Annotated in this window: 20 protein-coding genes and 1 other annotated feature; of the genes, 8 read left to right on the plus strand and 12 right to left on the minus strand. The window is 53.8% G+C overall.

What is annotated here, in order from left to right:
* Nucleotides 1-78 precede the first annotated feature (78 nt).
* The 5 genes from B5D39_RS00335 to B5D39_RS00355 form a co-directional block, all read right to left on the minus strand.
* Entirely contained in the window at nucleotides 79-1,908 is a 1,830-nt protein-coding gene (locus B5D39_RS00335) for a tetratricopeptide repeat protein (protein ID WP_161947390.1), read from the minus strand.
* A 305-nt stretch (nucleotides 1,909-2,213) separates the two neighbouring features.
* Nucleotides 2,214-3,311, minus strand: a complete 1,098-nt coding sequence (locus B5D39_RS00340; RefSeq protein WP_078788393.1) for a response regulator — start codon at nucleotides 3,309-3,311, stop codon at nucleotides 2,214-2,216.
* Between the two features lie 74 nt (nucleotides 3,312-3,385).
* On the minus strand, nucleotides 3,386-3,904 hold the full coding sequence (locus tag B5D39_RS00345) for a chemotaxis protein CheX (RefSeq protein WP_078788394.1): 519 nt from the start codon (nucleotides 3,902-3,904) through the stop codon (nucleotides 3,386-3,388).
* Entirely contained in the window at nucleotides 3,901-4,269 is a 369-nt protein-coding gene (locus tag B5D39_RS00350) for a response regulator (RefSeq protein ID WP_078788395.1), read from the minus strand. Before B5D39_RS00350 ends, B5D39_RS00345 begins: the two co-directional genes overlap by 4 nt.
* A gap of 91 nt (nucleotides 4,270-4,360) precedes the next feature.
* The gene (locus B5D39_RS00355) at nucleotides 4,361-5,962 is read right to left on the minus strand and encodes a methyl-accepting chemotaxis protein (RefSeq protein WP_078788396.1); all 1,602 of its coding nucleotides are present in this window, start codon (nucleotides 5,960-5,962) and stop codon (nucleotides 4,361-4,363) included.
* Nucleotides 5,963-6,064: 102 nt separating this feature from the next.
* On the opposite strand from B5D39_RS00355, the gene B5D39_RS00360 reads away from it, so the two are divergent.
* The 5 genes from B5D39_RS00360 to B5D39_RS00380 all read left to right on the plus strand — a co-directional run bounded on the left by B5D39_RS00360 (nucleotide 6,065) and on the right by B5D39_RS00380 (nucleotide 10,650).
* The gene (locus B5D39_RS00360; protein ID WP_078788397.1) at nucleotides 6,065-7,015 is read left to right on the plus strand and encodes a YbgA family protein; all 951 of its coding nucleotides are present in this window, start codon (nucleotides 6,065-6,067) and stop codon (nucleotides 7,013-7,015) included.
* Between the two features lie 84 nt (nucleotides 7,016-7,099).
* Entirely contained in the window at nucleotides 7,100-7,471 is a 372-nt protein-coding gene (locus B5D39_RS00365) for a response regulator transcription factor (RefSeq protein ID WP_078788398.1), read from the plus strand.
* Nucleotides 7,471-8,112 carry a chemotaxis protein CheC gene (locus B5D39_RS00370; protein ID WP_078788399.1) on the plus strand — a complete coding sequence of 214 codons (642 nt, stop codon included), beginning with the start codon at nucleotides 7,471-7,473 and terminating at the stop codon, nucleotides 8,110-8,112. The genes B5D39_RS00365 and B5D39_RS00370 overlap by 1 nt, the downstream gene beginning before the upstream one ends.
* Complete coding sequence (locus tag B5D39_RS00375) at nucleotides 8,105-9,028, plus strand: sensor domain-containing diguanylate cyclase (protein WP_078788400.1); 924 nt, start codon at nucleotides 8,105-8,107, stop codon at nucleotides 9,026-9,028. The genes B5D39_RS00370 and B5D39_RS00375 overlap by 8 nt, the downstream gene beginning before the upstream one ends.
* Nucleotides 9,028-10,650, plus strand: a complete 1,623-nt coding sequence (locus tag B5D39_RS00380) for a chemotaxis protein CheA (RefSeq protein WP_161947391.1) — start codon at nucleotides 9,028-9,030, stop codon at nucleotides 10,648-10,650. The genes B5D39_RS00375 and B5D39_RS00380 overlap by 1 nt, the downstream gene beginning before the upstream one ends.
* On the opposite strand, the gene B5D39_RS16880 is transcribed toward B5D39_RS00380, so the two are convergent.
* The 6 genes from B5D39_RS16880 to dapF all read right to left on the minus strand — a co-directional run bounded on the left by B5D39_RS16880 (nucleotide 10,647) and on the right by dapF (nucleotide 18,219).
* Entirely contained in the window at nucleotides 10,647-10,817 is a 171-nt protein-coding gene (locus B5D39_RS16880; RefSeq protein ID WP_153304296.1) for a hypothetical protein, read from the minus strand. The genes B5D39_RS00380 and B5D39_RS16880 overlap by 4 nt on opposite strands.
* 4 nt (nucleotides 10,818-10,821) lie before the next feature.
* Nucleotides 10,822-12,231 carry a phosphoglucomutase/phosphomannomutase family protein gene (locus B5D39_RS00385; RefSeq protein WP_078788402.1) on the minus strand — a complete coding sequence of 470 codons (1,410 nt, stop codon included), beginning with the start codon at nucleotides 12,229-12,231 and terminating at the stop codon, nucleotides 10,822-10,824.
* Nucleotides 12,228-12,509 (minus strand): EscU/YscU/HrcU family type III secretion system export apparatus switch protein, encoded by a 282-nt coding sequence (locus B5D39_RS00390; protein WP_078788403.1) that lies wholly within the window; start codon nucleotides 12,507-12,509, stop codon nucleotides 12,228-12,230. The genes B5D39_RS00385 and B5D39_RS00390 overlap by 4 nt, the downstream gene beginning before the upstream one ends.
* Entirely contained in the window at nucleotides 12,499-14,616 is a 2,118-nt protein-coding gene (gene fliK / locus B5D39_RS00395) for a flagellar hook-length control protein FliK (RefSeq protein WP_078788404.1), read from the minus strand. Before fliK ends, B5D39_RS00390 begins: the two co-directional genes overlap by 11 nt.
* Before the next feature lie 42 nt (nucleotides 14,617-14,658).
* Nucleotides 14,659-17,223, minus strand: coding sequence for a glycosyltransferase family 1 protein (locus B5D39_RS00400; RefSeq protein WP_078788405.1), 2,565 nt, complete (start codon nucleotides 17,221-17,223; stop codon nucleotides 14,659-14,661).
* A gap of 159 nt (nucleotides 17,224-17,382) precedes the next feature.
* Entirely contained in the window at nucleotides 17,383-18,219 is an 837-nt protein-coding gene (gene dapF / locus B5D39_RS00405; RefSeq protein WP_078788406.1) for a diaminopimelate epimerase, read from the minus strand.
* A gap of 144 nt (nucleotides 18,220-18,363) precedes the next feature.
* On the opposite strand from dapF, the gene B5D39_RS00410 reads away from it, so the two are divergent.
* The 3 genes from B5D39_RS00410 (at nucleotide 18,364) to B5D39_RS00420 (ending at nucleotide 21,783) form a co-directional block, all read left to right on the plus strand.
* Nucleotides 18,364-18,897 carry a gamma carbonic anhydrase family protein gene (locus B5D39_RS00410; protein WP_078788407.1) on the plus strand — a complete coding sequence of 178 codons (534 nt, stop codon included), beginning with the start codon at nucleotides 18,364-18,366 and terminating at the stop codon, nucleotides 18,895-18,897.
* 25 nt (nucleotides 18,898-18,922) lie between these two features.
* Entirely contained in the window at nucleotides 18,923-19,840 is a 918-nt protein-coding gene (locus B5D39_RS00415; RefSeq protein ID WP_078788408.1) for a SphA family protein, read from the plus strand.
* 105 nt (nucleotides 19,841-19,945) lie between these two features.
* Nucleotides 19,946-20,169 (plus strand) — a binding site (T-box leader).
* Between the two features lie 54 nt (nucleotides 20,170-20,223).
* On the plus strand, nucleotides 20,224-21,783 hold the full coding sequence (locus tag B5D39_RS00420) for a 2-isopropylmalate synthase (RefSeq protein ID WP_078788409.1): 1,560 nt from the start codon (nucleotides 20,224-20,226) through the stop codon (nucleotides 21,781-21,783).
* Nucleotides 21,784-21,821: 38 nt separating this feature from the next.
* Here the strand turns inward: B5D39_RS00420 and B5D39_RS00425 are convergent, their stop codons facing one another.
* On the minus strand, nucleotides 21,822-24,629 hold the full coding sequence (locus B5D39_RS00425) for a GPMC system transcriptional regulator (RefSeq protein ID WP_078788410.1): 2,808 nt from the start codon (nucleotides 24,627-24,629) through the stop codon (nucleotides 21,822-21,824).
* Nucleotides 24,630-24,677: the final 48 nt, after the last annotated feature.

Here is a 24,677-nt window from a genome sequence, read left to right on the forward strand (position 1 = left end):
ACTATAAAGGAGGGGAACATCCCTGGCAGGAGAACCATACTGGCGTGTCGTTTTTTTGACAACAGCATATTTTTGACACTATTTTTTCTTTGACGTGGGTTGGGGCTGGCGGGAAAGCTTCCCCTCTTCCAAAGACTGACGAGCAAGGCGCTGCCAATCTGGATCAGTGCCTTCTTTCAAGACCCGCTCAAACATGGCCCGAGATTGTTCAGACTTACCCTCAAGGGCCGCCAACTCGCCAAGTTTATAGAGGAATTGATCTTTGCGTTCTTTTGATGCGGCCTTCAAACCAGATTCAAACAAGCCTATAGCCGCCTTCCGATCTCCCAGAGCCAGACGAGAAGAGGCCGCAACATAGTAGGCATCCCCCACCAGCACCGGCAGTTCTTTCACCCCCTTCACCGCAGCAAGATATGACTCCATTGCCACAGCTGAACGGGAGTACTCTTTAGCATCCCACAAAGAACGCCCGAGATAATAGTAACTGACCGGGAACGACGCCCGTTCATTCTTATTCAATAACCAGGAAAGCCCGGCACGCACTTCTGGCAACTCGCGGGCAGCAAACTGAATCGCCCCCAGACGCTCGCGCGCCCAGCGAGATTGGCTGTGCACCGGATTACGCTGTAGAAAACTCTGCAACACCTTTCTGGCCATAACCGTATCACCCAGCAGCTCTGCCTGATCAGCAACCTGTAGCGTCAAGTAAGGGGCATTATCCTCGCCTATCCAGGGACGATCAAGCAAACCAGCGTAGAGCACAATCAAATCTAAAGGGCGCCCGGACTTGTCAAAGGCAGCAGAGACCGCAGGCAAAAAACCTGGGATCCTGACTGTTGTAGCCAAGTAATCCTGATTGTCAGTCACTAGCCGGATCAACCCAGTCGGATTTTTAGCCCAGTTCGTTCCTTGATATACCAGGGCTACCAAGTCTTCCCGAATGTCCCTGATAACGGTACTATAGACACCTTTGGGAAATCGCTTTTGATACACCACCACAAGATCAAGGGCAGTATCAGCCGGACCGTTAATAGCCTCCAGCAATGCATGCTTAAAGACAGTCTCTTCACGCAAATCAAAATCAGACGTATTGGCGGCGATATCAGCATAGGTCTTACTAAGCGCCTGATAATCATCGGGGGTCGCCTCAAGAAAGGCCCGGTCTGCCAACTTCATGACAGCAATCTGGTGCGCCTTGTTGTCTTTGAATGACTCTGACACATTGCTATAAATCGCCCTGGCATTTTCTTCGCCACCCTGTCGTGTCAACACATCAGCCATGCGCACCAACAACACAGGGGCATACTTTTTGTCGGCATTGGCAACAATCAGCTTGGCCAAAAGCTGCCGACCACCTGGCAAATCGCCACTACGGGCAATACTATCCCCGTAGTAAAACATAATTGCAGGATTGAACGTCAGAAACTCTTGCCATTCACGGGCAGCCTCACGAAAACTCTCCAGTGCCTGCGTATATTTTTGCAGTCGATATTGCGTCTCTGCCAAGCGATACAACGCCAGTGGACGGATCTGAGATTGACGGGACGCAAACAAGGCAAAACCGTCTTCAGCAGCCGTCAACTTCCCCTTATACAAGGCTCCCTCTGCGGCCAGAAACAGACGTTGATCATCATCATTCAGCAGGGTTTTAAGCGCATTCCGATCCGTCGGCACAAAGGGGATCTCCGGCTTAAGTGGGGGATCAAAGTTTTTCAATAACTTTTCAGCGCCGTTTCTGATTCTTTCTCTGCCTGGCAGTGCCTGACGGCCCGTTGTACTGGCAAGAAAGACCGGACCAACATCCAACGAAAGTGCGGGGACCCCTTCGACATGGACCATCCTCCAGCCAACACGATTGGCTGCGACAGCAAAGGTCAGCACCGTATCACCACCGCGCTGAGACACCATTAGCCCACCGATGTTTGAATCCGAGTATCTGCGCAACGATCTTAAAAGTGGCGCAGAGGTGTCATTAAACCTGATCCTGAGACGGTTGCCCGGTATTTTAGAGAACTTAAAGTGAGGTTCATCAGAGAGCTTAACGGTTATGCGGGTAAAATGAGTTTTTGGTCGGATTTCAATACGATGGATCTGGTTCGGGATGGATGCGTATGAAGTCAGCGGCATAAGCAGCCATGTCAGCAACAGCGAGAAAACAGTCATCCGCAAAGCCGAGCCGAGCGAGCCTGACCTACTTAAACTTAATCGAACTATCAGGACAAGGGGAGACGACATAACCGTTTTACCTTACTCGCCAGTTCATCAGGATCACAAGGTTTGATAATAATATCCTGGGCCCCGTATTTAAGCGCTTTCAATACGGCGGTACGGGTCCAGCGTTGGGCACACATAATGATAGGTACCGGCTGATCCTGGCGCAAGGCATTAATCTTGATACAGACTGCCAGTTCACGATCATCGGCGTCCTGAGACCCGATCAGCACCAGCCGCACATTCCCCTGGGAAAATATTTCTTTAACGTCTGCATTCAGCGTCGATTCAACCAACTTAAAATTGGTGAACCGGAGTGATTCCAAGAGCTGTGAACGTTCTTCATCACTATCCTCAAAAACAGCAATCATCTCCTCGCCAACAGTACCGGCAACACCGCCAGCCTTACGGGCAGGCGGTTCATCACTGGCAGCAGCCTGCTCATCAGCTACCCCTTCAGCGTTAGCTACCGAAGCTACTGTAGCCGCAGCCTCTTCAACAACAGCGGCGACAGGCGCCTCAGGGGGAGGATCATACTGATTACCCAGTTCAACCGGAATCAACACATCCAGATGATGCATCTCCTGACCTTCCATCTCCAAGCGAGAGCGAAACATCAGATAGTCGCCATTTGGCAGAGGATCATCATCTGTTAGCGGATCAATCTCCGGAACATATTTTTTTGAGCCCAACAGCTTCAGGTGTGCCTTACCGGACAACGAACCCTGAAAGGTTGTGTTCATGGCGCCATTGATCATATTGCCGATTTCACCGAATGCATCGATATCATCAGGCTCAATAATAGACAGGCGTTGTTTTTCTTTGATTCTTGGGGCAGGTATTCCCAACAGCAGGCTGCTCATCAAAATGGCATCCCGCAGGTTGAAGACCAGATGGAACTGGCCCACATACTCTTCCCGTGATTCTACAGCCAACACAAAAACACCGTCATCAAGGTCACCAAAGTAGGCAGCCTTGCTAAAGGTCAAGGAGTCCGTCAGGGTTGCAGTCAACCCTTGGCCCAACAGCATTCCAGCTTCTTCACCGGCTTGCCGTAGAGCGGTCTCCAGCATCTCATGCAGCTTTACATAACCATCCATCTGAAACTCGCGGGAGATACAAAGTGAACTGCACGGGGTGCAAATATGCACCCCGTACTAGTTAAATCGGGGGATTACTCTTCTTTCTTGAGGGTCAAGCCAACAAGGAACCGGTCACTGCCATCAACATTAAACGGAATGACAACACAATCGATGTCCGAAAGTGAGTTAACCGTATAATCTTCACCGGCAATAACGGTAGGAATGGAAAGTTTGACATCCAAGCCACCCTTGGAAAGAATCATCTTGACGCTACCACCCAGCATGTTGGCGATCTCACCAATGGCGTCATTCAAGTCCTCGCCACCTTCTTCAACTTCGCTTTCATCCATTCCAAGCATGGCACCGGTGATTCTTTTTGCAAGATGCATCGGGCAGTGCATGGAAATAACACCGGAATAGGTGCCGGCAAACCCCACCATACCGGTAATACTGCACTTGAAATGGGTAACAGGCTCTTTTAAGGGAAAATCGTCAGCCGGTTCCATCATCACCATCGTGGAAAAAACCTCACGAGTGGCATTGATAATATACTCGGAAAGCTGTTGTTCCGAGAATTTGAGACTATCAGCAATCTCGGCATTCAGACTCATAGGAGCGCTCCCAGCTTTTCATTCAGCTGTTCCGGGGTAAATGGCTTCTTGATACTGTCTTTAGCACCACTGGCAATGGCATCAGCAATCACATCTTCGCCACCTTCAGTGGTAATCATCACAATCGGCATAGAAAAGCCGTTAGCCCGCACCGCCTTGACAAACTCAAGACCGTCCATATTGGGCATATTGATATCGGACAGGATCAGATCAACGGTTTTCCCCGAGGTTTGCAGAACATTTAAGCCCTCAATACCATCACCACCTTCAAGGATATCGTCAACCGGCAGCCCGGCCTGACGAAGTGAGCGGGAAATGATCTTTCTCATGGTGGATGAATCATCAACGATCAGAATGTTAGCCATATAACTGTTCCTCCCTGTGCCCCTTAGGCGTCATTAAGATTGGTATCATAAACTGTTTCAACGTTTTTTTACCATAGGTCCGGCTTAAAATTCAAACTCTGAATTTACCCATCAGTCTCTGCAGCTCATCAGCCAGGCGGGACAGCTCTTCGGCAGAGCTTGCCGAGCTCTGAGCCTTGTCAGTGCTCTCCTGCACCACATCAGTAATCTGGCGGATACTTTGGCTAATGGTATTGGTAGTGGCGCTTTGCTCTTCAGCTGCCGTGGCGATCTGACTCATCTGTTGGGTAACATTCTGAATTTCGTTGGTAATAACCCCAAGAGCTTCACCGGAACGGCTTGCCTCACGGGTGCCGTTCTCCACCTCAGCCACACCGTTTTCAATGGCCTTGACCGCACCGCCAGTCTCCTGCTGAATCATGCGGATCATATCACCAATTTCCTTGGTAGCCTTGGTGGTCCGCTCTGAAAGCGCCCGCACCTCATCGGCAACCACGGCAAAACCGCGTCCCTGCTCACCGGCACGGGCCGCTTCAATGGCTGCATTCAAGGCCAGCATATTGGTCTGATCTGCAATATCCTCAATGGTACCAACAATGGTACCAATCTGGTTCGATTTGGCCCCCAACTCCTCTACATTGGCAGCAGCCTCACGAACCCGTTCTGCAATCCGCTGCATACCGGCAATGGTTTCCTGAATCACCCGTGCGCCAGTTTCAGTCGCCTGATCTGCTTCTGAGGCGCTGGCAGCTGAGCGGGTACAGGAATTGGCAATCTCAAAGGCGGTTGCCGACATCTCTTCCGCAGCCACCGCCACAGAGGCCGCCTGCCCGGACATTTCTTCAGAACTTGCCACCATGGCAGAGGAGTTCATCCGCACGCTCTCAGCCACTACCGTTACCTGACGGGCGTTTGAAGCCACCTGCCCGATGATAACAGCCAGGTTTTCAACAAAGGTGTTGAACCAGCCGGCAGTTTCACCAATCTCATCCTTGCTTGTCACCTCAATCCGCTTGGTCAGATCACCTTCACCGGTGGCAATATCCTTTAACCGCTCTGTCATACTTGAAATCGACTTAAGTATCGGCAGCACAATAAAGAGCAACATCAGCACTTGCCCAATGGCCGAACCGACCAACACGGCCAGCATAATGGTCTTGCCCTTTGAAATCGTGCTATCCAGCTCTGCACTGGCCTGTTTATGGAGGCCGTCGGCAATCTTGGGAATATACGCTTCTAATTGCGGCTGAAACTCATTAATAACATCTCGCAACTCTTCACGTCCCTCAACCACATCACCGCCGCTTTTAAAGGTATTTACCAGCCCCTTAAACTGATCCACATAGGCCTTGCCCAATTGACGTGCCCTGGTACTATGCTCTTTGATCTTTTTATCAGTATTGACCTTGTCCAACCCGTCAAGCACCTTGTAAACTTCATCCACCTCTTTCTCTACCCGGGCAGTCCACTTATCATCCTTGCGGGTAAAGAACTCACCTTCATACTCACGAGCCTTCAGCATGTGGATAGAGCCCTGCATGGCTGCATGCTGAATTTTGGTAATCCGGTCCATCTGATCCAGAGACGAGTTGATCTTGATAAAAGTAAACAGCATCAACCCGGTGACCAGCACCGCCACACCCAGAAGAAAGGTTATCAGCGCCGTCATCTTCTGCTTGATGGTAAAATTCATGACAAGACAGCTCCTTTGCGCTAAACGGTAATATACTTCTGCAACTAAGTAGCACAAAAGGGCGGTATGTCAATCGCTAAAAGCGCGCCTGAGGGGGATTTAATGAAACCTAAGCAACCTATAATTATTGGGACCAGCAGCTGCCTTTTAGGTGAAAAAGTCCGCTATGATAGCGGACACAAGCAGCATCACTATATTACTGATCAGCTGTCAGGCTCTTTTCACTTTATCCCGGTTTGCCCGGAAGTTGAAAGCGGCCTTCCGATCCCCCGTGAGGCGATGCACCTGAGCGGTGATCCAACCTCACCTTCCCTGATTACCGTCAAGACCGGTCACGAGCTTACGCAGCAGATGCATAATTGGTGTCACAGACGGGTCAAAGAGCTGGAGCAACTCCAGTTGCGGGGCTTTATCCTAAAAAAGAACTCCCCCAGCTGCGGCCTGTTCCGGGTAAAAATCTATCAGGACAAAGGTCCACCCCTTACCAGCGGCCAGGGCCTGTTTGCCCAGGCATTGACCAATGCCTTTCCTCTCTTGCCAGTGGAGGAGGAGGGACGCCTGAGCGATGCCCGTCTACGGGAAAACTTCATTGAGCGGGTATACTGCTATGATCGCCTGCTGACCTTTCTTGCCTTCAAACCTGCCAAAGCAGATTTGATACAGTTTCATACCATCCACAAACTGCTGATAATGGCCCATTCTCCCAACCACTATCGGCAACTGGGAAGACTGGTGGCCAGCACACTCTCCCTGCAGGAACTGCTGCCAGCCTACACCAAGCTTTTCATGGAAGCGCTCCAGCTACTGGCCACGCCCGCCAAACAGGCCAATGTGCTGATGCACTGCCAGGGCTACTTTAAAAAACAGTTGGCTCCATGGGAAAAGCAGGAACTATTGGGCCTGATCGAACGCTACCGCATCGGCCAACTCCCGCTGATTGTGCCGATTACACTGCTGAATCACTATATCAGCCGCTTTCATGAGAGCTATTTATCTGAACAGCTCTATTTCTCCCCCCACCCTGACGAGTTGATGTTACGCAATCATGCGTAAGATGACTTTGCAGTACCTGAATGATTTGTTATACTCCGTCGCCAAACGCTAGATTGAAAAGCGATCTGTTTCTGGAGGGCCTGTATGGCAAAAATTATGATTATTGATGACTCACTTGTCGCCAGGATGAGCCTTAAGGCCTGTATTCCCAAAGATGCTGGCCATGAAATTAAAGAAGGAAATGACGGCAGCGTTGCCATTGAGCTGTACCCAACCTTTCAACCGGATGTGACCTTTATGGATCTGACCATGCCGGGAGTAGACGGCATGGCCGCCCTTGCAGAGATCCGCAAACTGGACCCAACTGCACGGGTGATTATCCTGACCGCCGATATCCAGACACGCACCATTGAACGGGTAATGGAGTTGGGGGCCTTTGGCTTGCTCAAAAAACCACCGGTTAAGGACGCGGTACAGGCAGAACTTAACAAGGCGCTCGCTACGGAGAAACAGTAATGAGCAATCCATTACGGGAACTGACCGAACTTGAGAAAGATGCCCTGCAGGAGATCATGAACATCGGCTTTGGCCGGGCCGCCGCTGACCTGGCTGAGATCATAAACCTGCATGTCATCCTCTCCGTACCCCATATTGCCGTGCTCCAGTCGGATGAAGTAATCAGCTACATCCACAACCAGATCCCCGACACCACTGACATGAGCATGATTACCCAGTTCTTCAGCGGCAAGTTCAACGGCGGCAGTTTTCTAGTCTTTCCCCATGGCGAAGGCCGCAAACTGTTACGCATCTTTGATGGCGAGATGGCGCTGCTTGGTGAAAATTACGACATTGATGTTTTAGAAAAAGAAACCCTGGTGGAGGTGGGCAATATCATCATCGGGGCCTGTGTCGGCAAGATTGCCGAAATGCTGGGGGATGTGGTCACCTATGCCCCACCACGTTTTTTCTCACAGGAACAGATTTTTGAAACCCTGGACGATGTGTTGAACGAATCAGACTCCTTTGCCATTCTGTTCAAGACCGTCTTTAATTTTGAGCAGTACAACGTCAGCGGCTACCTGTTTCTGGTCAGTCAACACAGTATCATGCCCTGGCTGAAACAGGCCATTGCTGAATTTCTGGGGCCTTATGAATGAGTATCAGCAGATATTCAACACCATCAACCTGGGACTGGTGGTGCTTGACCGCGAACTGAACGTCACCGCCTGGAACCGCTGGATGGAACTGCACAGTGGAATGCCTGCAGAAAAGGTGATCGGCCAACCGGTCTGCGATCTGTTTCCCGCCCTGTGCGACAACAGCTTTATCCGGATTGTCAAAAGTGTCTTTGCCTTTGGCAACTACGCCTCCTATTCCCAGAAACTGCACAAATACCTCTTCCCCATGAAGAACCCCCACGGATCTTCTGCTGTCTTCCCCCGGATGCAGCAGAACTGCACCTTTGGTCCGATACGAAATGACAACAAAGAGATAATTGCCGTCTATATCTCAGTTCAGGATGTAACCGACTTTGTCATGTATGAGCATAAGCTGATCCAGATGGCAAAAATTGATGGCCTGACCGGGATCTACAATCGCCGTTATCTTGACAGCCGACTGACGGAAGAGATCGAACGTTCACGACGCCACGGTAATCCGCTAAGCATCCTATTACTCGACATTGACCACTTCAAAAAAATCAACGACACCCATGGCCACCTCTGTGGCGACTACGCCCTGCGCAAAATATCAGAATTACTGCAGGAACTGGTTCGCACGTCTGACATCCTAGGACGCTACGGAGGAGAAGAGTTCCTCTGCATTCTACCGGAAACTTCTCATGAACAAGCCGTTGTACTTGCAGAACGCTGCCGTGAACAAATTGCAACCAAACCGCTTGCCTGTGAAGACCATCAGGCTAGAATAACTATCAGTATAGGCGTTACCGGCCAACACCGGGATGATACTCTGGACAGTATCAAAAAGCGGGCCGATGATGCCCTTTATCAGGCCAAACGAGAGGGCCGCAACCGGGTCTGCAGCTGCCCTGCTGCATCAGAACCCAACCCATGATGGATGAGTTTGCCGAAATACGGGAGGCCTTTGCCCTTGAGTCGGTAGAGATGCTGGCTGAAATGGAATCGGCCCTGTTGATCCTTGAGTCTACTCCAACGGTGGGTGATGACTTTAACCGGCTCTTCCGCGCAGTCCATACCATTAAAGGCTCTGCCAGCATTGTTGCTGCTGACCAGGTGGAGAGCTTCTGTCACGCACTTGAACATCTGTTGGTGCAGGTACGGGAAAACGAACTTCCCCTGACCAAAGAGCTGCTGGCCCTCTGCCTGCAGTGCCATGACCATATCAAGGCGTTGATTGCCGGCTTTGAGGCCTCAGACACCCAGCTTCCGCCCCGCCATGAACAACTCGTAAGCCTGATCACCCAGTGGCACCCCCCTGCGGTAGTTGAGACCACAGCCCAACCAGAGCCTGAACAACTCCTGCCAACAGATGAGGCAAGTACAGAAGAATCAGCAGCAGCGCAAAAAGTGGTGCGAGTAGATGCCCAGAAGCTGGATCAGCTGATCAATCTGGTGGTTGAACTGGTCACCGCCTCTTCTGAACTGGAATCCCATGTCAAACGGCTTGGGGACAGTGCCTCCTTTGAATCAGCCTCTGCGGTTTCACTGCTGGTAAAGAAGATTCAAGAACGGGCCATGGTGTTCAGGATGGTGCCGGTGGGAGATCTATTTCGACGCTTTCAACGTCTGGTACATGATCTCTCCGCCTCATGCGGCAAAAAAATCCAACTGCTAACAATAGGGGCCGAGACCGAGCTGGACAAGGTCATGGCAGAACGGCTGCGTGAGCCGTTGGTTCATCTGATCAGAAACGCCATTGATCACGGCATTGAAACGCCCGTTGAACGGGTGGCGTTTGGCAAACCGGCCATTGGCACCATCAGGATGAACGCCTTTCAGGAGGCTGGCAGTATTGTGATTGAGGTCAGGGATGATGGCCGGGGTATCAGCCGCGAACGGGTGCTGCACAAGGCGGTTGAACGGGGCCTGATCCGCCCCCTTGAAGCAGCTGACCGCGACCCACTGTCCCTGATCTTTGAGCCGGGTTTTTCCACCATGGACGAAGCAACCCTGCTTTCCGGGCGTGGTGTGGGGATGGATGTGGTCAAACGGACCATTGAAGAACTGCGTGGGAAGATTGACCTGACCAGTATTGAAGGGCAGGGCACCTGCTTCCAGCTCCGCTTGCCGCTCTCACTGGCCCTGATTGACGGCTTTATGATCATGGTGGGCTGCAGCTATTTTATTCTACCGATGGAACTGGTTGATGAAACCATTGATCTACCGCAGGACGCGGCGACAGAGCTGCAACAACGGGGCTATTTAAATATCAGGGGAGAAGCGCTGCCCTGCCTTGATCTGAATGGCATTCTGCGACCTGACAGCCAGGCACCAGACTCGCGCTTTGTTGTGGTGGTACGTCAGGATGGCCGGAGGGTGGGGCTGGCGGTGGACCGTCTGGTGGGCGAGGTCAAGGCGGTCATCAAACCGCTGGGGCGGATCTACCGTGATGCCCGCATCATCTCCGGGGCGACCATTCTGGGAGACGGTACCATCGCCCTGATCCTGGACCTGCCTGAGCTGTTGCGGATACACGGCAACCAGGCCGTCGGCTAGAACTCTTTACGATACCGGATCAGCAGATACAGCGCCCCCAGACCAACCACAAGCGAACCGATCTCCACCAGCCAGTTCATCGGCTTATCCACCCCCAGCGTTATCATCGGATAGATCACCACCGTGATCAGACTGTTCACCGCAACAAGGTTCAGCAGCCATTTCATAGCGTTATACTCCTGCTATCTGACGTGCTGCCCGCAACAGCGTATCAACCATGCCTGTCTCCCCGGCTTCACTGTAAAGGCGCAACACCGGCTCCGTGCCGGAAGGACGGATCAGCAGCCAGTCGCCGTTATCAAATACAAACTTGAAGCCATCACTGAAGTTGGTGGAGGAGACAGGCCGCCCCGCAATGGTCTCAGGCGGATCGTTCCTTAAACGCTGCAGCAACGCCTCTTTTGCCTCGCCACTGATATGGGTATCAATCCGGCGATAGTAAAAATGGCCAATCTCATCCATGATCTCTTCCAGCTGTTGCCGCAGCCCCTTACCGGTTACAGCCACCGTTTCCAGCAACAGCAGCCCCATCAACACGCCGTCCCGCTCTGGGATATGGCCACTGATCCCCAGACCACCCGACTCTTCCCCGCCCATCAGGATCTGCTTCTCCAGCATCAGCTCACAGATATGCTTGAAACCGATCGGTGTCTCATAGAGTGGCAAATCATACTTTTGGGCCAGCAGATCGATCATCCGAGTTGAGGAAACGGTCTTGACCACTCCGCCAGACAGCCCCTTGCGTTCCACCAGGTGCTTCAGCAGCAGGGTGAAGATGGCGTGGGAAGAGAAAAATTCGCCCCGCTCATCCACCGCCCCGATCCGGTCTGCATCACCATCCAGTGCCAGACCGACCCGGTAACGACCAGCTGCCAGCAGCCCGCACAGTTCCTGCAGATTTTCGCCGATCGGCTCTGGCGGACGGCCGCCAAAGGAGGGGTTCGACTCGGCGTGGATTTCATCAATCCCCAGCAGACGTTTAAAAAAACCGCTGCCTGCCCCAAACATCGGGTCTGCCACGGCAGGTATCGCTGCCTTGCGAATCGCCTCAATATCAACCAGGTGCCCAAGCTGCTGCAGATAGCCGGTGGCGGCATCAAACTGTTCAATTTTACCGCCACGGCAGGCCTCTTCAAACGGGACCGAACGGACCAGACGCCCTTCTGTTCGGTTGTAGGCAACAATCTGCTCCAGCAGGCGTGTGGTCTCTGGCCGGGCTGAACCACCAAAGTTCTCTTTTATCTTGAAACCATTATAGATCGGCGGGTTATGACTGGCGGTAATCATGACACCAGCCCCGGCCTGTAACGCCTTGGCTGCCCAGGAAACCGCCGGTGTTGGCGCAACATCGTCACACAAAAACACCCTGATATCATTCCCGGCGGCTATTTCAGCCACACGGCAGGCAAACTCCCGCGATAGGAAACGACGGTCATACCCCACCACCAAACCCTGATCTGCCAACCCTTCGCGGGTCATCCAGTCCATGGTGGCCTGGGCCACCAGCCCCAGATTTTCAAAGGTAAACTCACGGGCAATCACCCCGCGCCAGCCGTCGGTTCCGAACTTTATTTCCGTCATCCCGTTTCTTTCCCTTCCATCTTGTAGATCCAGACCAGCAGTTCCGCTACCGCTCTATATAACTCAGCCGGGATATGTTCGTCCAGATTCACCTGCATCAAGAGAGTCACCAGCTCCGGCGACTCATGCACATAGACACCGGCCTCCTTGGCGCAGGCAATAATCGCCTCAGCCATAATCCCTTTGCCCTTGGCCACCACCACCGGTGCATAAAAGCCCTGTTTATAGGAGAGGGCCGCAGCCATCCGCTGATCATTAAACTGCCGTTCACGGGCCATGCTTCACCACAATACTACCAGGCTCAAGTCCTGCCGCAAGTAGCTGATCCTGCAGTTCCCCGCGCCCTTGTTCCAACAGATCGGTTGCACGCTCCTGGCCAGCCTCAATCACCAGATCAAGGTGGGTTCCCTTCAGGCTTAAGGCAACCTCTACCCTCCCCAGCTTCGGCAGGGTCAAGGCAAGTGAGGTTTCCCAGGGAGCGGCCTGTTCCTGCTCGTCGCCGCCACGTCCTCTGCCTTCCCGATCCTTGATACGCCACTCCATCGGCTGACCGGGAAACAGTTCGCCATGAAAGAGCAACTGGCTGGTCTGAAGGGCTGCCAGCTGTTCCTTGACAATCGCCATGGTACGCGGATCGCTGCCTTCCTGCGCCCCCTGCGCCACAACCGTTCGTCCTTCATGGGGTGGCACTGAAAGCTTCCCCTGTGGCTCCTGCAACAGCTCTTCCAGGGAGTAGTCACCGCTGAACCAGCGGGAAAGATGGGCCTCATAGAACAGACCACTTTCTTTCAGGCCCTGTTTCAAGACCTGCTCCAGCTGGGCAGGATCAGAGGGTGTCCCCTGCAGCAGCGTACGCAGGATACCCAACCCCTCTTTAAGCGGTGCCGACTGATCCTGCATCCCCAGCAGTGTGCTGACCCAACGACCGGTCTGGCTGACCAGTGCATCCCCCCCCTTACCGTAGCGTACCAGCAGAAAGGTAGGAGGTTCCTCACCAACAAAAAACAGATTCAGGCCATCGCCAGCCTTCATTCCCTTGGGCAGCAGCACCTCCATGGCCTGACCACCCACCTGGATCATGAACCGGCCACCTCCCAGCGATTGCAACACATCACCACGTAACTGCTGACCGGTCTGAAAACCTTTTAAGACCTCAGCAGAAATCTGTGGTTCGAGCAGGGCAAGCCGGTTTCCCTGCATCAGCGACTGCAGCAGCTTCAGCACACTATCATCCAGCTTACCATCTGTAGCGGGCACTGCTTTATTCTGCAAAGAGCGGGCAGACAGGCTGGCTGATGCGCCATAGGTCATCGCCTCATCCAGGATTGCTGCCAGTGCAGAGGAGCCAGCTGGCAGACTACTGACCACCTGCTGCAGTCTACCCATAACGGCACGCTGTGCCTCGCCCTGCCCTTCTTCCTTGCTTACCAGGGCACTTAGCCAGCGGGCCGCATCACTAACACTGCTGGGCTGTTCCTGAACCGGCTGCCCTAACAGGGCAAACACCAGCTTTGGTTGTTGTGTCACCAGTGCCAGGCGCAGGATCTCCCCCTGCGCCACCGGCTTAGACAGCTGTAGTTCTAATGATTCTCCGGCCAGCTGCACCAATACCCGCCCACCAGGCAGGCGTCCCTGCACCAGGGCATTGGCCTCATCACCCGGCTGCAACGGCAATGGCGCCAACGGTTGGTTAGCCACATCCACTAGGGTCAAACGTGCCCGCTGGGCCAGATTCAACAACAGTTTGGAGGCGGTATCCTCAAAGGCGGCTGTTGCCCGACCACCCAGACCTGTCGAGGCAGAGGGCGGCTGACCGGCCTCATCCCCTACGTTTTTACCCGGTTGGTCAAGCAAACCACCGGGCGCTACGACAACGGCCCGCCCATCAGTCCGATAGGTCAGAAAGTCATCCAGAAAACTGGCCAGCACGCTGGACTGGCCGCTTGATTGACGTAACAGATCACCGATACTCTGTAGGGATGAACGCTGGCTTGGTTGCGAGAACTGTTCATTGGATACCAGCAGGGAAAGTAGGCGAGAGGCATCGGAGAGACTGACTGGCGGTGCCGTAACCCCAGGACGGGCCATGGCGAAGGTAGGGCGGGGATCGTTACCGACAAAGGTCAGCTCAAGGTTCTGCCCCTGGCGTACCGCCATCTGCAGGTCAAGTTGCAGCTGTTGTCCAGCAATCTGGACCGGTATCTTGCCGGCCTGGGGCTGGCCGGTTACCTCAGCAGTTACCCGCTGACCCGGCGCCAGGGTAAGCACCTGCTGGCCAACCCCGACCGGGGCTGGCTCAACCGGTTCTGCCGGTACAATCGCCAGATTTGAGCTGCGAGACAGCAGGTCATAGACCTGCTGTTGTATGTCAGAAGGAAAGGCCATGAATTACTTATCGGCTGCCTGGACTACGTTCTGAAAAGCTTCCTATCCCCAGATCAGGTAGCCCGGCTCATAGATCAGCCCCAACGCCTTATGTCTCGGCATCACCCGAACCATAAAACCATAGCGTCCGCAGAAACGGCACTCAAGATCTCCGGCAAAACGGTAACGACCGTTCTCCAGCGTTTCTGCCACTGCCAACGGAACAATCTCGCCACCACGGATGATCCCCTGATTATCCAGGACACCAAAATAGCCTTCCACTGCCACTTCATCAGGATTTAAATTACCCAACCTGACGGTAGCACTAACCGGCAGGCTGCTGCCCACCGCCACTGAATCACTCAGCTTGGCCTCAGTAGCCTCAATCCCTACCTGACTCCAGCCTCCAAAGACCCGCTTCTTCCAGGCTGCCAGTTCCTTGGCAAGCCCCAGATCATTGGCTTCAAGCCGTGTCCACTGACGGTAGGAAGGGATATAGGAAAGCTGGGCATACTCCTCCACCATCCGGTCGGTTGAAAATACCGGGCAGAGCGACTGCATCGAGGCCTTCATCATGCTGACCCAATCACGGGGGATACCGTCACCGCCACGCTGATAGTAGAGCGGTACCACTTCCTTTTCCAGCAGGTCATACAGGGCACCACTCTCCACCTGATTCTGATATTCCAGATCAGCGTAGACCTCACCTTTGCCGATGGCCCAACCGTTATTGCCCTGATAGCCTTCACACCACCAGCCATCCAGGATAGAGAGGTTCAGGCCTGCATTAAAGGCCACCTTCATGCCGCTGGTACCACTGGCCTCCATCGGCCTGCGGGGTGTGTTCAGCCAGACATCCACCCCCTGTACCAGATGGCGGGCCACCTCCATATCGTAGTCCTCAATAAAGACGATCCGGTGCCGGAACCGTTCTTGGTGAGAAACCTGCACGATCTGACGGATCAGCTCCTTGCCTTCGGTGTCATGGGGATGGGCCTTACCGGCAAAGATGATCTGTACCGGGCGATCAGCATTGTTCAGTATCCGGTCCAGACGATCCAGGTCCCGCATCAGCAGGGTACCCCGCTTGTAGGTGGCAAAGCGACGGGCAAAGCCGATTGTCAGCACCTCAGGATCCAGCACCTCATCAGCCGTGGCGATCTCCTTGGCGGTAGCCCCCACCTTTTTCAACTGCTCCTTCAGGCGGCAGCGGGCAAAATCCACCAGCCGTTCTCGGGTGCTTTGGCGGGTACGCCAGATCTCGGCATCCGGTATCTTGCCGATCCTGCGCCAGACATTGTGGTCGGTCGGATCATCCAGCCAGCGGGTACCCAGGTAACGTACCAGCAGACTGCCCATCTGGCCTGACATCCAGGTACGGGTATGGACCCCGTTGGTAATAGAGCTGAGCGGCAACTGTTCTTCCGGCAGTTCCGGCCAAAGGTTCTTCCACATGCTGCGGGAGACCTCGCCATGCAACTGACTGACACCGTTGGCATGACCGGCCAGTTTCAGGGCCAGCACCGCCATACAGAAGCTTTCGTACTGGTCTACCGTGTTCTGACGTCCAAGCCCCAGAAATTCATCCCGAGAAAGATTGAATGACTTGATATACTTGGTGAAATACTTATCCAACATCTCAGTGGGGAAGTGGTCGATCCCAGCCTCCACCGGGGTATGGGTGGTAAAGATGTTGCCGGCCCGGGTCACCTCACAGGCCTCATTAAAGCTGATCTTACGCTTCTCCATCACCAGCCTGATCCGCTCCAGGGCCAGGAAGGCGGCATGGCCTTCATTCATATGACAGACATTGGGGATGATCCGTAGGGCGCGCAGGGCACGCACCCCGCCGATCCCCAGCAGGATCTCCTGCAGCATCCGCATCTCCTGATTACCGCCGTACAGTTGCGAGGTAATCAGACGATCTTCCGGGCTGTTCTCCTCCAGATTGGTATCCAGCAGATAGAGCGGTACCCGTCCCACCTGCACCCGCCAGATGTGGGCCTTGAAGTGACGCGGACCAAACTCCAGTTCAATCTCAAACGGACGACCCAGTTGATCCCGCTCCAGAGTGAGCGGCAGATTGTAGAAGTCATTTTCCGGGTAGATCTCCTGCTGCCAGCCTTCGTTATTCAGGTACTGACGGAAATAGCCCTGGCGATACAGCAGCCCCACCCCCACCAGCGGCAAGCCCAGGTCAGAGGCTGATTTAAGGTGATCGCCGGCCAAAATCCCCAAGCCGCCGGAGTAGACCGCCAGAGACTCATGCAGACCGAACTCCATGGAGAAGTAGGCGGTCTTCAGCTCAGAGTCACCGCTGTACTCCTTCTGGAACCAGGATTTTTCCGACATATAGGCGGTCAGCTTCTCATCCACCATCTGCAGGTGTGCCATGAACCCCTCATCATGTTTCAGGGACTCAAGGGTTGTCTGCTGCAGGATCCCCAGCATCTCCACCGGATTGTGGCGGGTGGCGTTCCAAAGATCAATATCCAAGCGCTTGAACAGGGCAATCGCATCCGGGTCCCAGGACCACCAGAGGTTGTAGGCAATCCGCTGCAGCGGGGCCAGCTCATCGGACAGGGAGGGAACAACGGTGAATTTGTGGAGCAGTTTGGAAAAATCCATGGGACACCTCGGGGATAGGACAACAGATAACTGATCAGGAAACGAGGATTTTCTTGTTCCAGTTGCGGTTACCAAGGGGCGGCAGCGGAAGCGTACCAGGCAGTACGTTGAGCATGCCGCCCCGCAGGTTGACGTGACTGGGGCGAGAAAAGGCCGTTTCTACAACGTAATTTCGCCGCTAAACACTTCCGTAGCCGGCCCGGTCATAAAGACAGGCCCGTTCTCAACCCACTCCAGTTCCAGATCGCCACCAGCCAGATGATTCAGGACCGTGCGGTCGGTCAGGTTGTTCAATACACCTGCCACGCAGACCGCGCTGGCACCGGTGCCGCAGGCCAGGGTTTCACCTGCGCCACGCTCCCAGGTACGCTGCTTGACTTCAGCACGGGAGATGATCTGAATAAACTCCACGTTGGTACGGCGGGGAAACAGCTGGTGGTTCTCGATCAGCGGGCCATAGGTGGCAACCGGGAAATTGTCCACATCATCCACATAGATGATGCAATGGGGGTTACCCATGGAGACACAGGTAATCTTGAAGGTCTTGTCCAGCACGGTCAGCTCTTCAGCCACCACCTGGGGGGTCGGCGTGCCGTTCATCGGGATCTCTTCACGGGAAAGCCGTGGCGGTCCCATGTTGACCCGCACCCGATCAACCTTGTTGGCTGCATTGGGGAACAGTTGCAGGGTCAGGATACCGGCACCGGTTTCGGCCGTAATCTCGGTTTTGGTCACAATGCCGTGGTCATAGGCATACTTGGCCACGCAGCGGATGCCGTTACCGCACATCTCTGATTCGGAACCGTCACTGTTGAACATCCGCATCCGTACATCAGCCTTATCAGACGGCATGATCAGGATCAGGCCATCAGAGCCGATCCCGAAGTTGCGATTTGAAACCTTGACCGCTGTTTCAGCAGGATTATCCATGGTCTCTTTGAAACAGTCCACATACACGTAATCGTTGCCAGCACCATGCATCTTGGTAAACTTCATTACCGTTCCTCCATTGAAAGCAATGTATTAGAATCAAGAAAGTAGCAGAATACCGTCACGGCAACAAGACGAAATCATGGACGTGGCATGAATGTAACGTGTATACTTTTGCTCCATTCAGACCTGTTAAGGAGAACCAAACCTATGATTCGCCCTTTCAAAGGCATCACCCCTCAAATCGACCCTTCCGCTTTTATTGCCGAGACCGCTGTGGTAATCGGCAAAGTCAGCATCGGTGCCCAGGCCAGCCTTTGGTACAACGTGGTGGCCCGTGGCGACGTGAACAGCATCAGCATCGGTGCCCGCAGTAACATCCAGGACCTGACTATGCTGCACGTAACCCACAAGAAGCATGCTGATGACCCAGGCGCCCCGCTGATCATTGGCGATGACGTGACTGTTGGACACTCAGTCACCCTGCATGGCTGTACCCTGAAGAATGGCTGTTTTATCGGCATGCAGGCCATGGTGATGGATAAGGCGGTGGTGGGCGAAGGTGCCCTGGTGGGTGCCCGGGCGCTGGTTACCGAAGGGACCATCATCCCGCCCCACACTCTCTGGGTTGGCGCCCCGGCCAAGTACAAGCGGGACCTGACCCCGGACGAAATCGCCTGGCTGAATAAATCTGCTGATAATTACGTCAAATATTCTCTTGAATTTATTAATGACACCTACTGACGCTCAAATAGAAAGGAAATCTTCAATGACAAGATCCCGAAATATTTTTACCCAACTCAGACTTATCGTGCTACTGGCCAGCATGGTAATCATTACTGCTACGGCACCGGCTCTTCATGCCACCGAATCCGGCGGGGGCGCCTACCCCAATGGCGCCGAAGGATTCGGTGCCGGCATGCTGCCGCCTCCCGGTACATACCTTCTGAACTATTTCAATGTCTATAACGCTCCGCACCTGAACAACGGCAGTGGCAATAGCATGGTACCCGACTTTAATCTGACCGCTGTTGTCAATGCCTTGCGTTTGGTGCATGTCACCAAAGTTGAACTGCTAGGAGGCAATCTGGGTGGACATCTGCTGCTGCCAATAGTTAATCTTGACGTCACCATGGGAGGCCGCAGTCAATCCCGCTTTGGTCTCGGCGACCTCACAGCTGGTCCATTGCTCACCTGGCACTCAAAAAACCTGCATACGGCAGTTGGCTTGGACACAATTATGCCAAGTGGTCGTTATGACAAAAACGATCTTGCCAATATCGGCCGCAACTATTGGACCTTTGAACCGATTGTTGCCGCCACCTGGCTGTCAGACAGCGGCTTTGAGTTGTCTGGCAAATTCATGTACGACATCAACACAAAAAACAGTGATACTGATTATCTTTCAGGCCAGGAATTTCATATTGACTACACCGTTGCCCAAAAGTTTAATAACCTGTCTGTTGGCTTGGGGGGCTATTTCTACAAGCAGGTTACCGATGATGAACTGCACGGGACTAAAGTTGCTCTCAATAATGGCTTCAAAGGCCAGGCTCTAGCCCTTGGACCGCAGCTGAAATATGATTACAAGAACCTGTTCTTCATTCTAAAGTATCAACGCGAAATGGCTGTTGAAAATCGTCCGGAAGGCAACAAATTCTGGTTCAAGATGATGTACGCATTTTGATCCTTGCTCTGGGCACGGACTGTTTGATAACTTCAAACCCACCCCCTGAAAAACAAAACAGTTGACGGACTGATCCGGTCTTCTTATGATGTCTCAACATTTGTTGTAAAGGCTGAGAAAAGGAGTAGTAACAGAGGTACATCCTTGAGAGAGCCGGTGGGTGGTGCGAACCGGTGGATGGAGACTGTGAACTCGCCTTGGAGCCGCTCCGGTGAACAACGTAGTAGCCAGAGACGCATTATCCACGTAACGGATTTAATTGAGGTTTGCAGCTCGCTGCAAACGAAAATGGGTGGTACCGCGAGGCTCAATACGCCTTCGCCCCATTGACGAGGGCGGAGGCGTATTTTTATTTTCAGGACAGCACACACAGGAGGTGGAGCATGGCAAAAGCCAAGCAGGCAGCAAAAGACGAGACACGGGTAATCAAAATTTTTGACACCACGTTGCGGGATGGCGAGCAGGCGCCCGGCAACAGCATGAATATTGAGGAAAAGCTACGTTTTGCCAAGCAGCTACAAAAACTGAACGTAGACGTGATTGAGGCTGGCTTTCCGATCGCTTCAGAAGGCGACTTTGAGGCGGTTAAAAAGGTGGCGCAGAGCATCAAGGGGCCAGAAATTGCCGGTCTGTGCCGCTCCAGTATCAAAGATATTGATCGGGCCTGGGAGGCATTGAAGTACGCCGGTGAAAAAGGGCGGATTCACACCTTTATCGCCACCTCGGACATCCATATGAAGTACAAGCTGCAGATGGAGCCGGCACAGGTGCTGGAATCAGCCGTTAAAGCGGTAAAACGGGCAGCAGGCTATACCCCCAACGTGGAGTTTTCCTGCGAAGATGCGGTACGGACCCAGTTGTCGTTCCTGGCCCAGGTGGTTGAGGCGGTAATCGCTGCCGGTGCCACCACGGTCAACATCCCGGACACGGTTGGCTACACCGTGCCGTTTGAGTACTTCAATATCATCAAGTACCTGAAGGATAACGTGCCCAACATCGAAAAGGCGGTTATCTCGGTACACTGCCATAATGACCTGGGGCTGTCGGTGGCCAACTCCATTGCAGCCATACAGGCTGGCGCCGGCCAGGTGGAATGCACCATCAACGGCATCGGTGAGCGGGCCGGTAACTGCTCGCTGGAAGAATTTGTCATGATCCTGCGTACCCGTCGTGACATCCTGCCTTTCGTCACTGGCATTGCAACAGAACAACTGACCCCGGCCAGCCGTCTGCTGACAAACATCACCGGCATCGCGGTGCAGCCTAACAAGTCCGTGGTCGGCGCCAACGCCTTTGCCCATGAGGCCGGTATTCACCAGCACGGCATGCTGATGGACAAATCAACCTATGAGATCATGACCCCTGAATCAGTCGGCCTGACCGCCAGCGCACTGGTGCTGGGCAAACACTCCGGTCGTCACGCCTTTAAAAAGCGGCTGGAAGAGCTGGGACATGATCTGGATGATGAGATGCTGAATCGTGCCTTTGATCGTTTCAAGGCGCTGGCTGACCTGAAGAAAGAGGTCTTTGACGAGGATCTGGATGCGATTGTAACTGATGAGTCACGGGAAGAGGACCAGTTCAAGCTGGATCACATTACCGTAACCTGCGGTTCCTTTGCGGTGGCCACGGCAACGGTTCAGATGGAGATTGATGGCAAGCCGGTTCGCACGGCTGAACTGGGGGATGGTCCGGTTGACTCAGCCCTCAAGGCGATCCGCAAACTGACCAAAACCAAGGCCAAGCTGACCCAGTACAATGTCGGCTCCATCACCGGCGGCACCGATGCCCAGGGCGAAGTAACTGTTCGGGTTGAAGAAGGTGGCCATACCGTGGTGGGCAAAGGGGCATCAACCGATATCATCGTGGCCTCGGCCAAGGCCTTTATTCATGCCCTGAACCGGCTGCATTGCAAACAAAAACGATTAACGGACGCGGTTTAATCTGACAATCAACGCCAGGGGCACGGCGCACCGTGCCCCTACAACCGCACCGTCTTGTAGAGAAAATTCTTGAATTTATACAGCATCTTCCGCTGTTCATCATCATCCATACCATCTGACAGCGCCCTCAGATAACGCGCCACCCCAGGCAGGGGCCGTCCGGCAAAGCTGCGGCTCTTTTCAACCACCAGCCTGACCACATCCCGTGAAATATCGTTACGGGTAAACGGTTCATAGATATCCTGCCAGAAATCCCCTCCCTGCCGGATCCGCTCAATGATTGTGTCAGCCAGATGCACCGCCAGTTCACGACCATCTGCCGGCTGACTGATGCTCCCCAGGCCAACCCCTTTCACTGCCTGGCGGATAGCGTCACCCCCAATGACATTGCCACGCCGGAAAAACATTGCCCGCAAGAGGATTGAACGCAATTCACGGATGTTCCCTTCATACTGATGCACCACCAGCTCTGCCTTGGCCTCTTCAGCCAGCACCGGTGGTTCTTCTGAATCATGTTGTCCACGATAGGTGCGGTACAGCTTGCCAAGAAAGTGGACCGCCAGGTCCGGTATATCTTCACGCCTCTCATTCAGAGAGGGCAGGCGGATTGAAAGCTCGGCCAGGCGATGATACAGATCTTCGCGGAAACGCCCTGCTGCAATCTCTGCCGGCAGGTCCTTGTTGGTGGCTGCCACCAGCAGCACCCGGCTAAACCGCTCTGCATTTTCTCCCAGCCGGACAAAGCCGCCGTTATCAAGAAAGCGCAGCAATTGCACCTGGGTCTTGGGGTCTGCATCGCCAATCTCATCCAGAAACACCACCCCGCCCATACACTCTTCCAGAATACCGCGCCGATCACTTGAAGCCCCGGTATAGGCACCTTTTTTGTGTCCAAACAGCTCTGAATAGGTCAATTCACCGCTATAGGCAGCGATATTGGTTTTTTTGACCGGCAACTCACTATTTGGATTCAACTGCTGACGGTACAGTGAGTTAAGGGTGTTATAGAGGTTGTTAAAAAAGAACTCCTTACCAGAGCCGGTTGGCCCGGTGATCAAAATAGAGGGCAGGCCGATGGTGGCCTCCTGCATGACGTTTTTACTCCAGAAGGTGATCCTGTTGAAGAGCGGCAGCGAAACCGTATTGATAAAATCAATCACCGCCCGTGAAGTGGAACTGACCCCGATGATATTACCCAGTCGATAGGATGAAACATGGGGATCTTTGTAGCCCACATCGGTGGTCAGACGCTGCACCTCGCCCTGCAGCCCCTCAATCCGCTGCAGGTCAGAAAGGTGGCGGGCCGTCAGTGACCCGATAATCTGCAGGATACGACGATGTTCCTCGGTAAAATAGCTGTAACGCAATGAGTTGAGACAGATGACCGCAATCACCTCGCCATCGCAGACCACCGGCACCGCAATCTCACTCTTCAGCAGGTCGCTCATGGAACGGTGGAATCCCTCTCCGGTCCGTTCTTCATCCACACTGCCGATAATCTTGGGTTGCTGGCTCCAGGCCACATAACCGGTCAGACTGCGCTCTTCAGGGGCCAGTTCGCTGCCCCCCACCAGAAAAGGCGGGATGTACCTCTTTAGCCATTCCTTGTTCTTGGCCCCGACAAGCGTACCCTGCTCATCTTCCACCACCAGCCAGCGTCGCCCGTCCCGCTCTTCAACCAGAGCAATACTACCGGTATCTGCCCCGATCAGCTCCGTTGCCTTGGCCAGCACCTTGGTCAAAAACGGCTGCAGGGCTGCATCCCCCTCATTCAGCAGATCCGTAATCTCGGACAGCACCCGGATCTCCAGATGCTCGCCACCAACTCCGCTGACGACACTTGCAACCATCTCGGCATGGCTCTGCAGAAGCCCCATCTCAAACTCGGAAAAGCGATATTCTTCACGGCAGAAGTAGTTAAGCAGACAGATCACCCGCCGACTACGGGGTTCAAAACGGGGCACGACATACAGGCTGCACAACGACATTTCTTCGGTCAGCTCGCGCTTCTGCAGATCATGACGAGCCAGATCATTGATAAAGAGCGGCTTTAACAGACGATCATCACTGATGATGGCCTGTTCATCCACGTAGCGGGAAATCAGCGAAGCACCCGGTTCCAGCAGGATCGCCCCCAGGCGGTCATACTGCATCTGCAGGGCCGGTTCTTCCGCATAACTGGCCAGCACCTCCAACGCTGCAGAACCGTCACGGGAGACTACCGGTGTCAACACCGAAGCAAGCGCCACTTTCTCAACCAGACGTACGGCAGAGCGCACCATCTGGCCAGCTGCCTCTCTCTTTTTTGATTCTTCAAGTCGGCGGGCCAACTGTACCTGCTGATGGTAGCTGCGCGCTTCATCCAGACGTTCTGTTACCTGCTGGATAAAATCCGCCAGACGTGATTTAACCTTGCCCGGCAGCACCAGATCACCATCGACGCTGTCAATACAGAGCACACCGATGGAGCGGCCACGACTGACCAACGGCAGACAACTGCTGACCACAAGACCAAAACGCACGGCAACCGCATTATCAAGTGCCCCTGCAGAGTGATCACCGGTTCGGAAGCCTGACGGATACTGACTGATAAACACCCGGGAAACGACAGCATCCTGGGTAATAATCGGAAAAGCCACTTCACGCAGCTCTGCCCCGTTTGGCCCGCTGGCAAAGGCACAGGTCAATGCACCGGAGATCAGATCCTCCAGGTAGATTCTGGCCAGTTCAACACCAGTGATCAGACGGACGCCTTCGGCCAGAACATACAACAGCTCGGTCTGATTCTCCTTGCCGTAGTTTTCAATCTTTAAAAGTAGCGCCTGCAGAAACTCGTCTTGTGGCATCGCCACCCTCCTGAGTTGTTTTTTAACACGCGGAATACATATGACATA

This window comes from Trichlorobacter thiogenes (assembly GCF_900167465.1).
GTDB classification, from domain to species: Bacteria; Desulfobacterota; Desulfuromonadia; order Geobacterales; family Pseudopelobacteraceae; genus Trichlorobacter; species Trichlorobacter thiogenes.

Coding starts and splice junctions, on each gene's coding strand:
- B5D39_RS00355 (WP_078788396.1), bottom strand. CDS start 5,962: ATGAATTTTACCATCAAGCAGAAGATGACGGCGCTGATAACCTTTCTT.
- B5D39_RS00340 (WP_078788393.1), bottom strand. CDS start 3,311: ATGGATGGTTATGTAAAGCTGCATGAGATGCTGGAGACCGCTCTACGG.
- B5D39_RS00385 (WP_078788402.1), bottom strand. CDS start 12,231: ATGACGGAAATAAAGTTCGGAACCGACGGCTGGCGCGGGGTGATTGCC.
- B5D39_RS16880 (WP_153304296.1), bottom strand. CDS start 10,817: ATGAAATGGCTGCTGAACCTTGTTGCGGTGAACAGTCTGATCACGGTG.
- B5D39_RS00375 (WP_078788400.1), top strand. CDS start 8,105: ATGAATGAGTATCAGCAGATATTCAACACCATCAACCTGGGACTGGTG.
- B5D39_RS00400 (WP_078788405.1), bottom strand. CDS start 17,223: ATGGATTTTTCCAAACTGCTCCACAAATTCACCGTTGTTCCCTCCCTG.
- B5D39_RS00360 (WP_078788397.1), top strand. CDS start 6,065: ATGAAACCTAAGCAACCTATAATTATTGGGACCAGCAGCTGCCTTTTA.
- B5D39_RS00410 (WP_078788407.1), top strand. CDS start 18,364: ATGATTCGCCCTTTCAAAGGCATCACCCCTCAAATCGACCCTTCCGCT.
- B5D39_RS00345 (WP_078788394.1), bottom strand. CDS start 3,904: ATGAGTCTGAATGCCGAGATTGCTGATAGTCTCAAATTCTCGGAACAA.
- B5D39_RS00380 (WP_161947391.1), top strand. CDS start 9,028: ATGGATGAGTTTGCCGAAATACGGGAGGCCTTTGCCCTTGAGTCGGTA.
- B5D39_RS00415 (WP_078788408.1), top strand. CDS start 18,923: ATGACAAGATCCCGAAATATTTTTACCCAACTCAGACTTATCGTGCTA.
- dapF (WP_078788406.1), bottom strand. CDS start 18,219: ATGAAGTTTACCAAGATGCATGGTGCTGGCAACGATTACGTGTATGTG.
- B5D39_RS00370 (WP_078788399.1), top strand. CDS start 7,471: ATGAGCAATCCATTACGGGAACTGACCGAACTTGAGAAAGATGCCCTG.
- B5D39_RS00365 (WP_078788398.1), top strand. CDS start 7,100: ATGGCAAAAATTATGATTATTGATGACTCACTTGTCGCCAGGATGAGC.
- B5D39_RS00350 (WP_078788395.1), bottom strand. CDS start 4,269: ATGGCTAACATTCTGATCGTTGATGATTCATCCACCATGAGAAAGATC.
- B5D39_RS00420 (WP_078788409.1), top strand. CDS start 20,224: ATGGCAAAAGCCAAGCAGGCAGCAAAAGACGAGACACGGGTAATCAAA.
- B5D39_RS00335 (WP_161947390.1), bottom strand. CDS start 1,908: ATGGTGTCTCAGCGCGGTGGTGATACGGTGCTGACCTTTGCTGTCGCA.
- fliK (WP_078788404.1), bottom strand. CDS start 14,616: ATGGCCTTTCCTTCTGACATACAACAGCAGGTCTATGACCTGCTGTCT.
- B5D39_RS00425 (WP_078788410.1), bottom strand. CDS start 24,629: ATGCCACAAGACGAGTTTCTGCAGGCGCTACTTTTAAAGATTGAAAAC.
- B5D39_RS00390 (WP_078788403.1), bottom strand. CDS start 12,509: ATGGCCCGTGAACGGCAGTTTAATGATCAGCGGATGGCTGCGGCCCTC.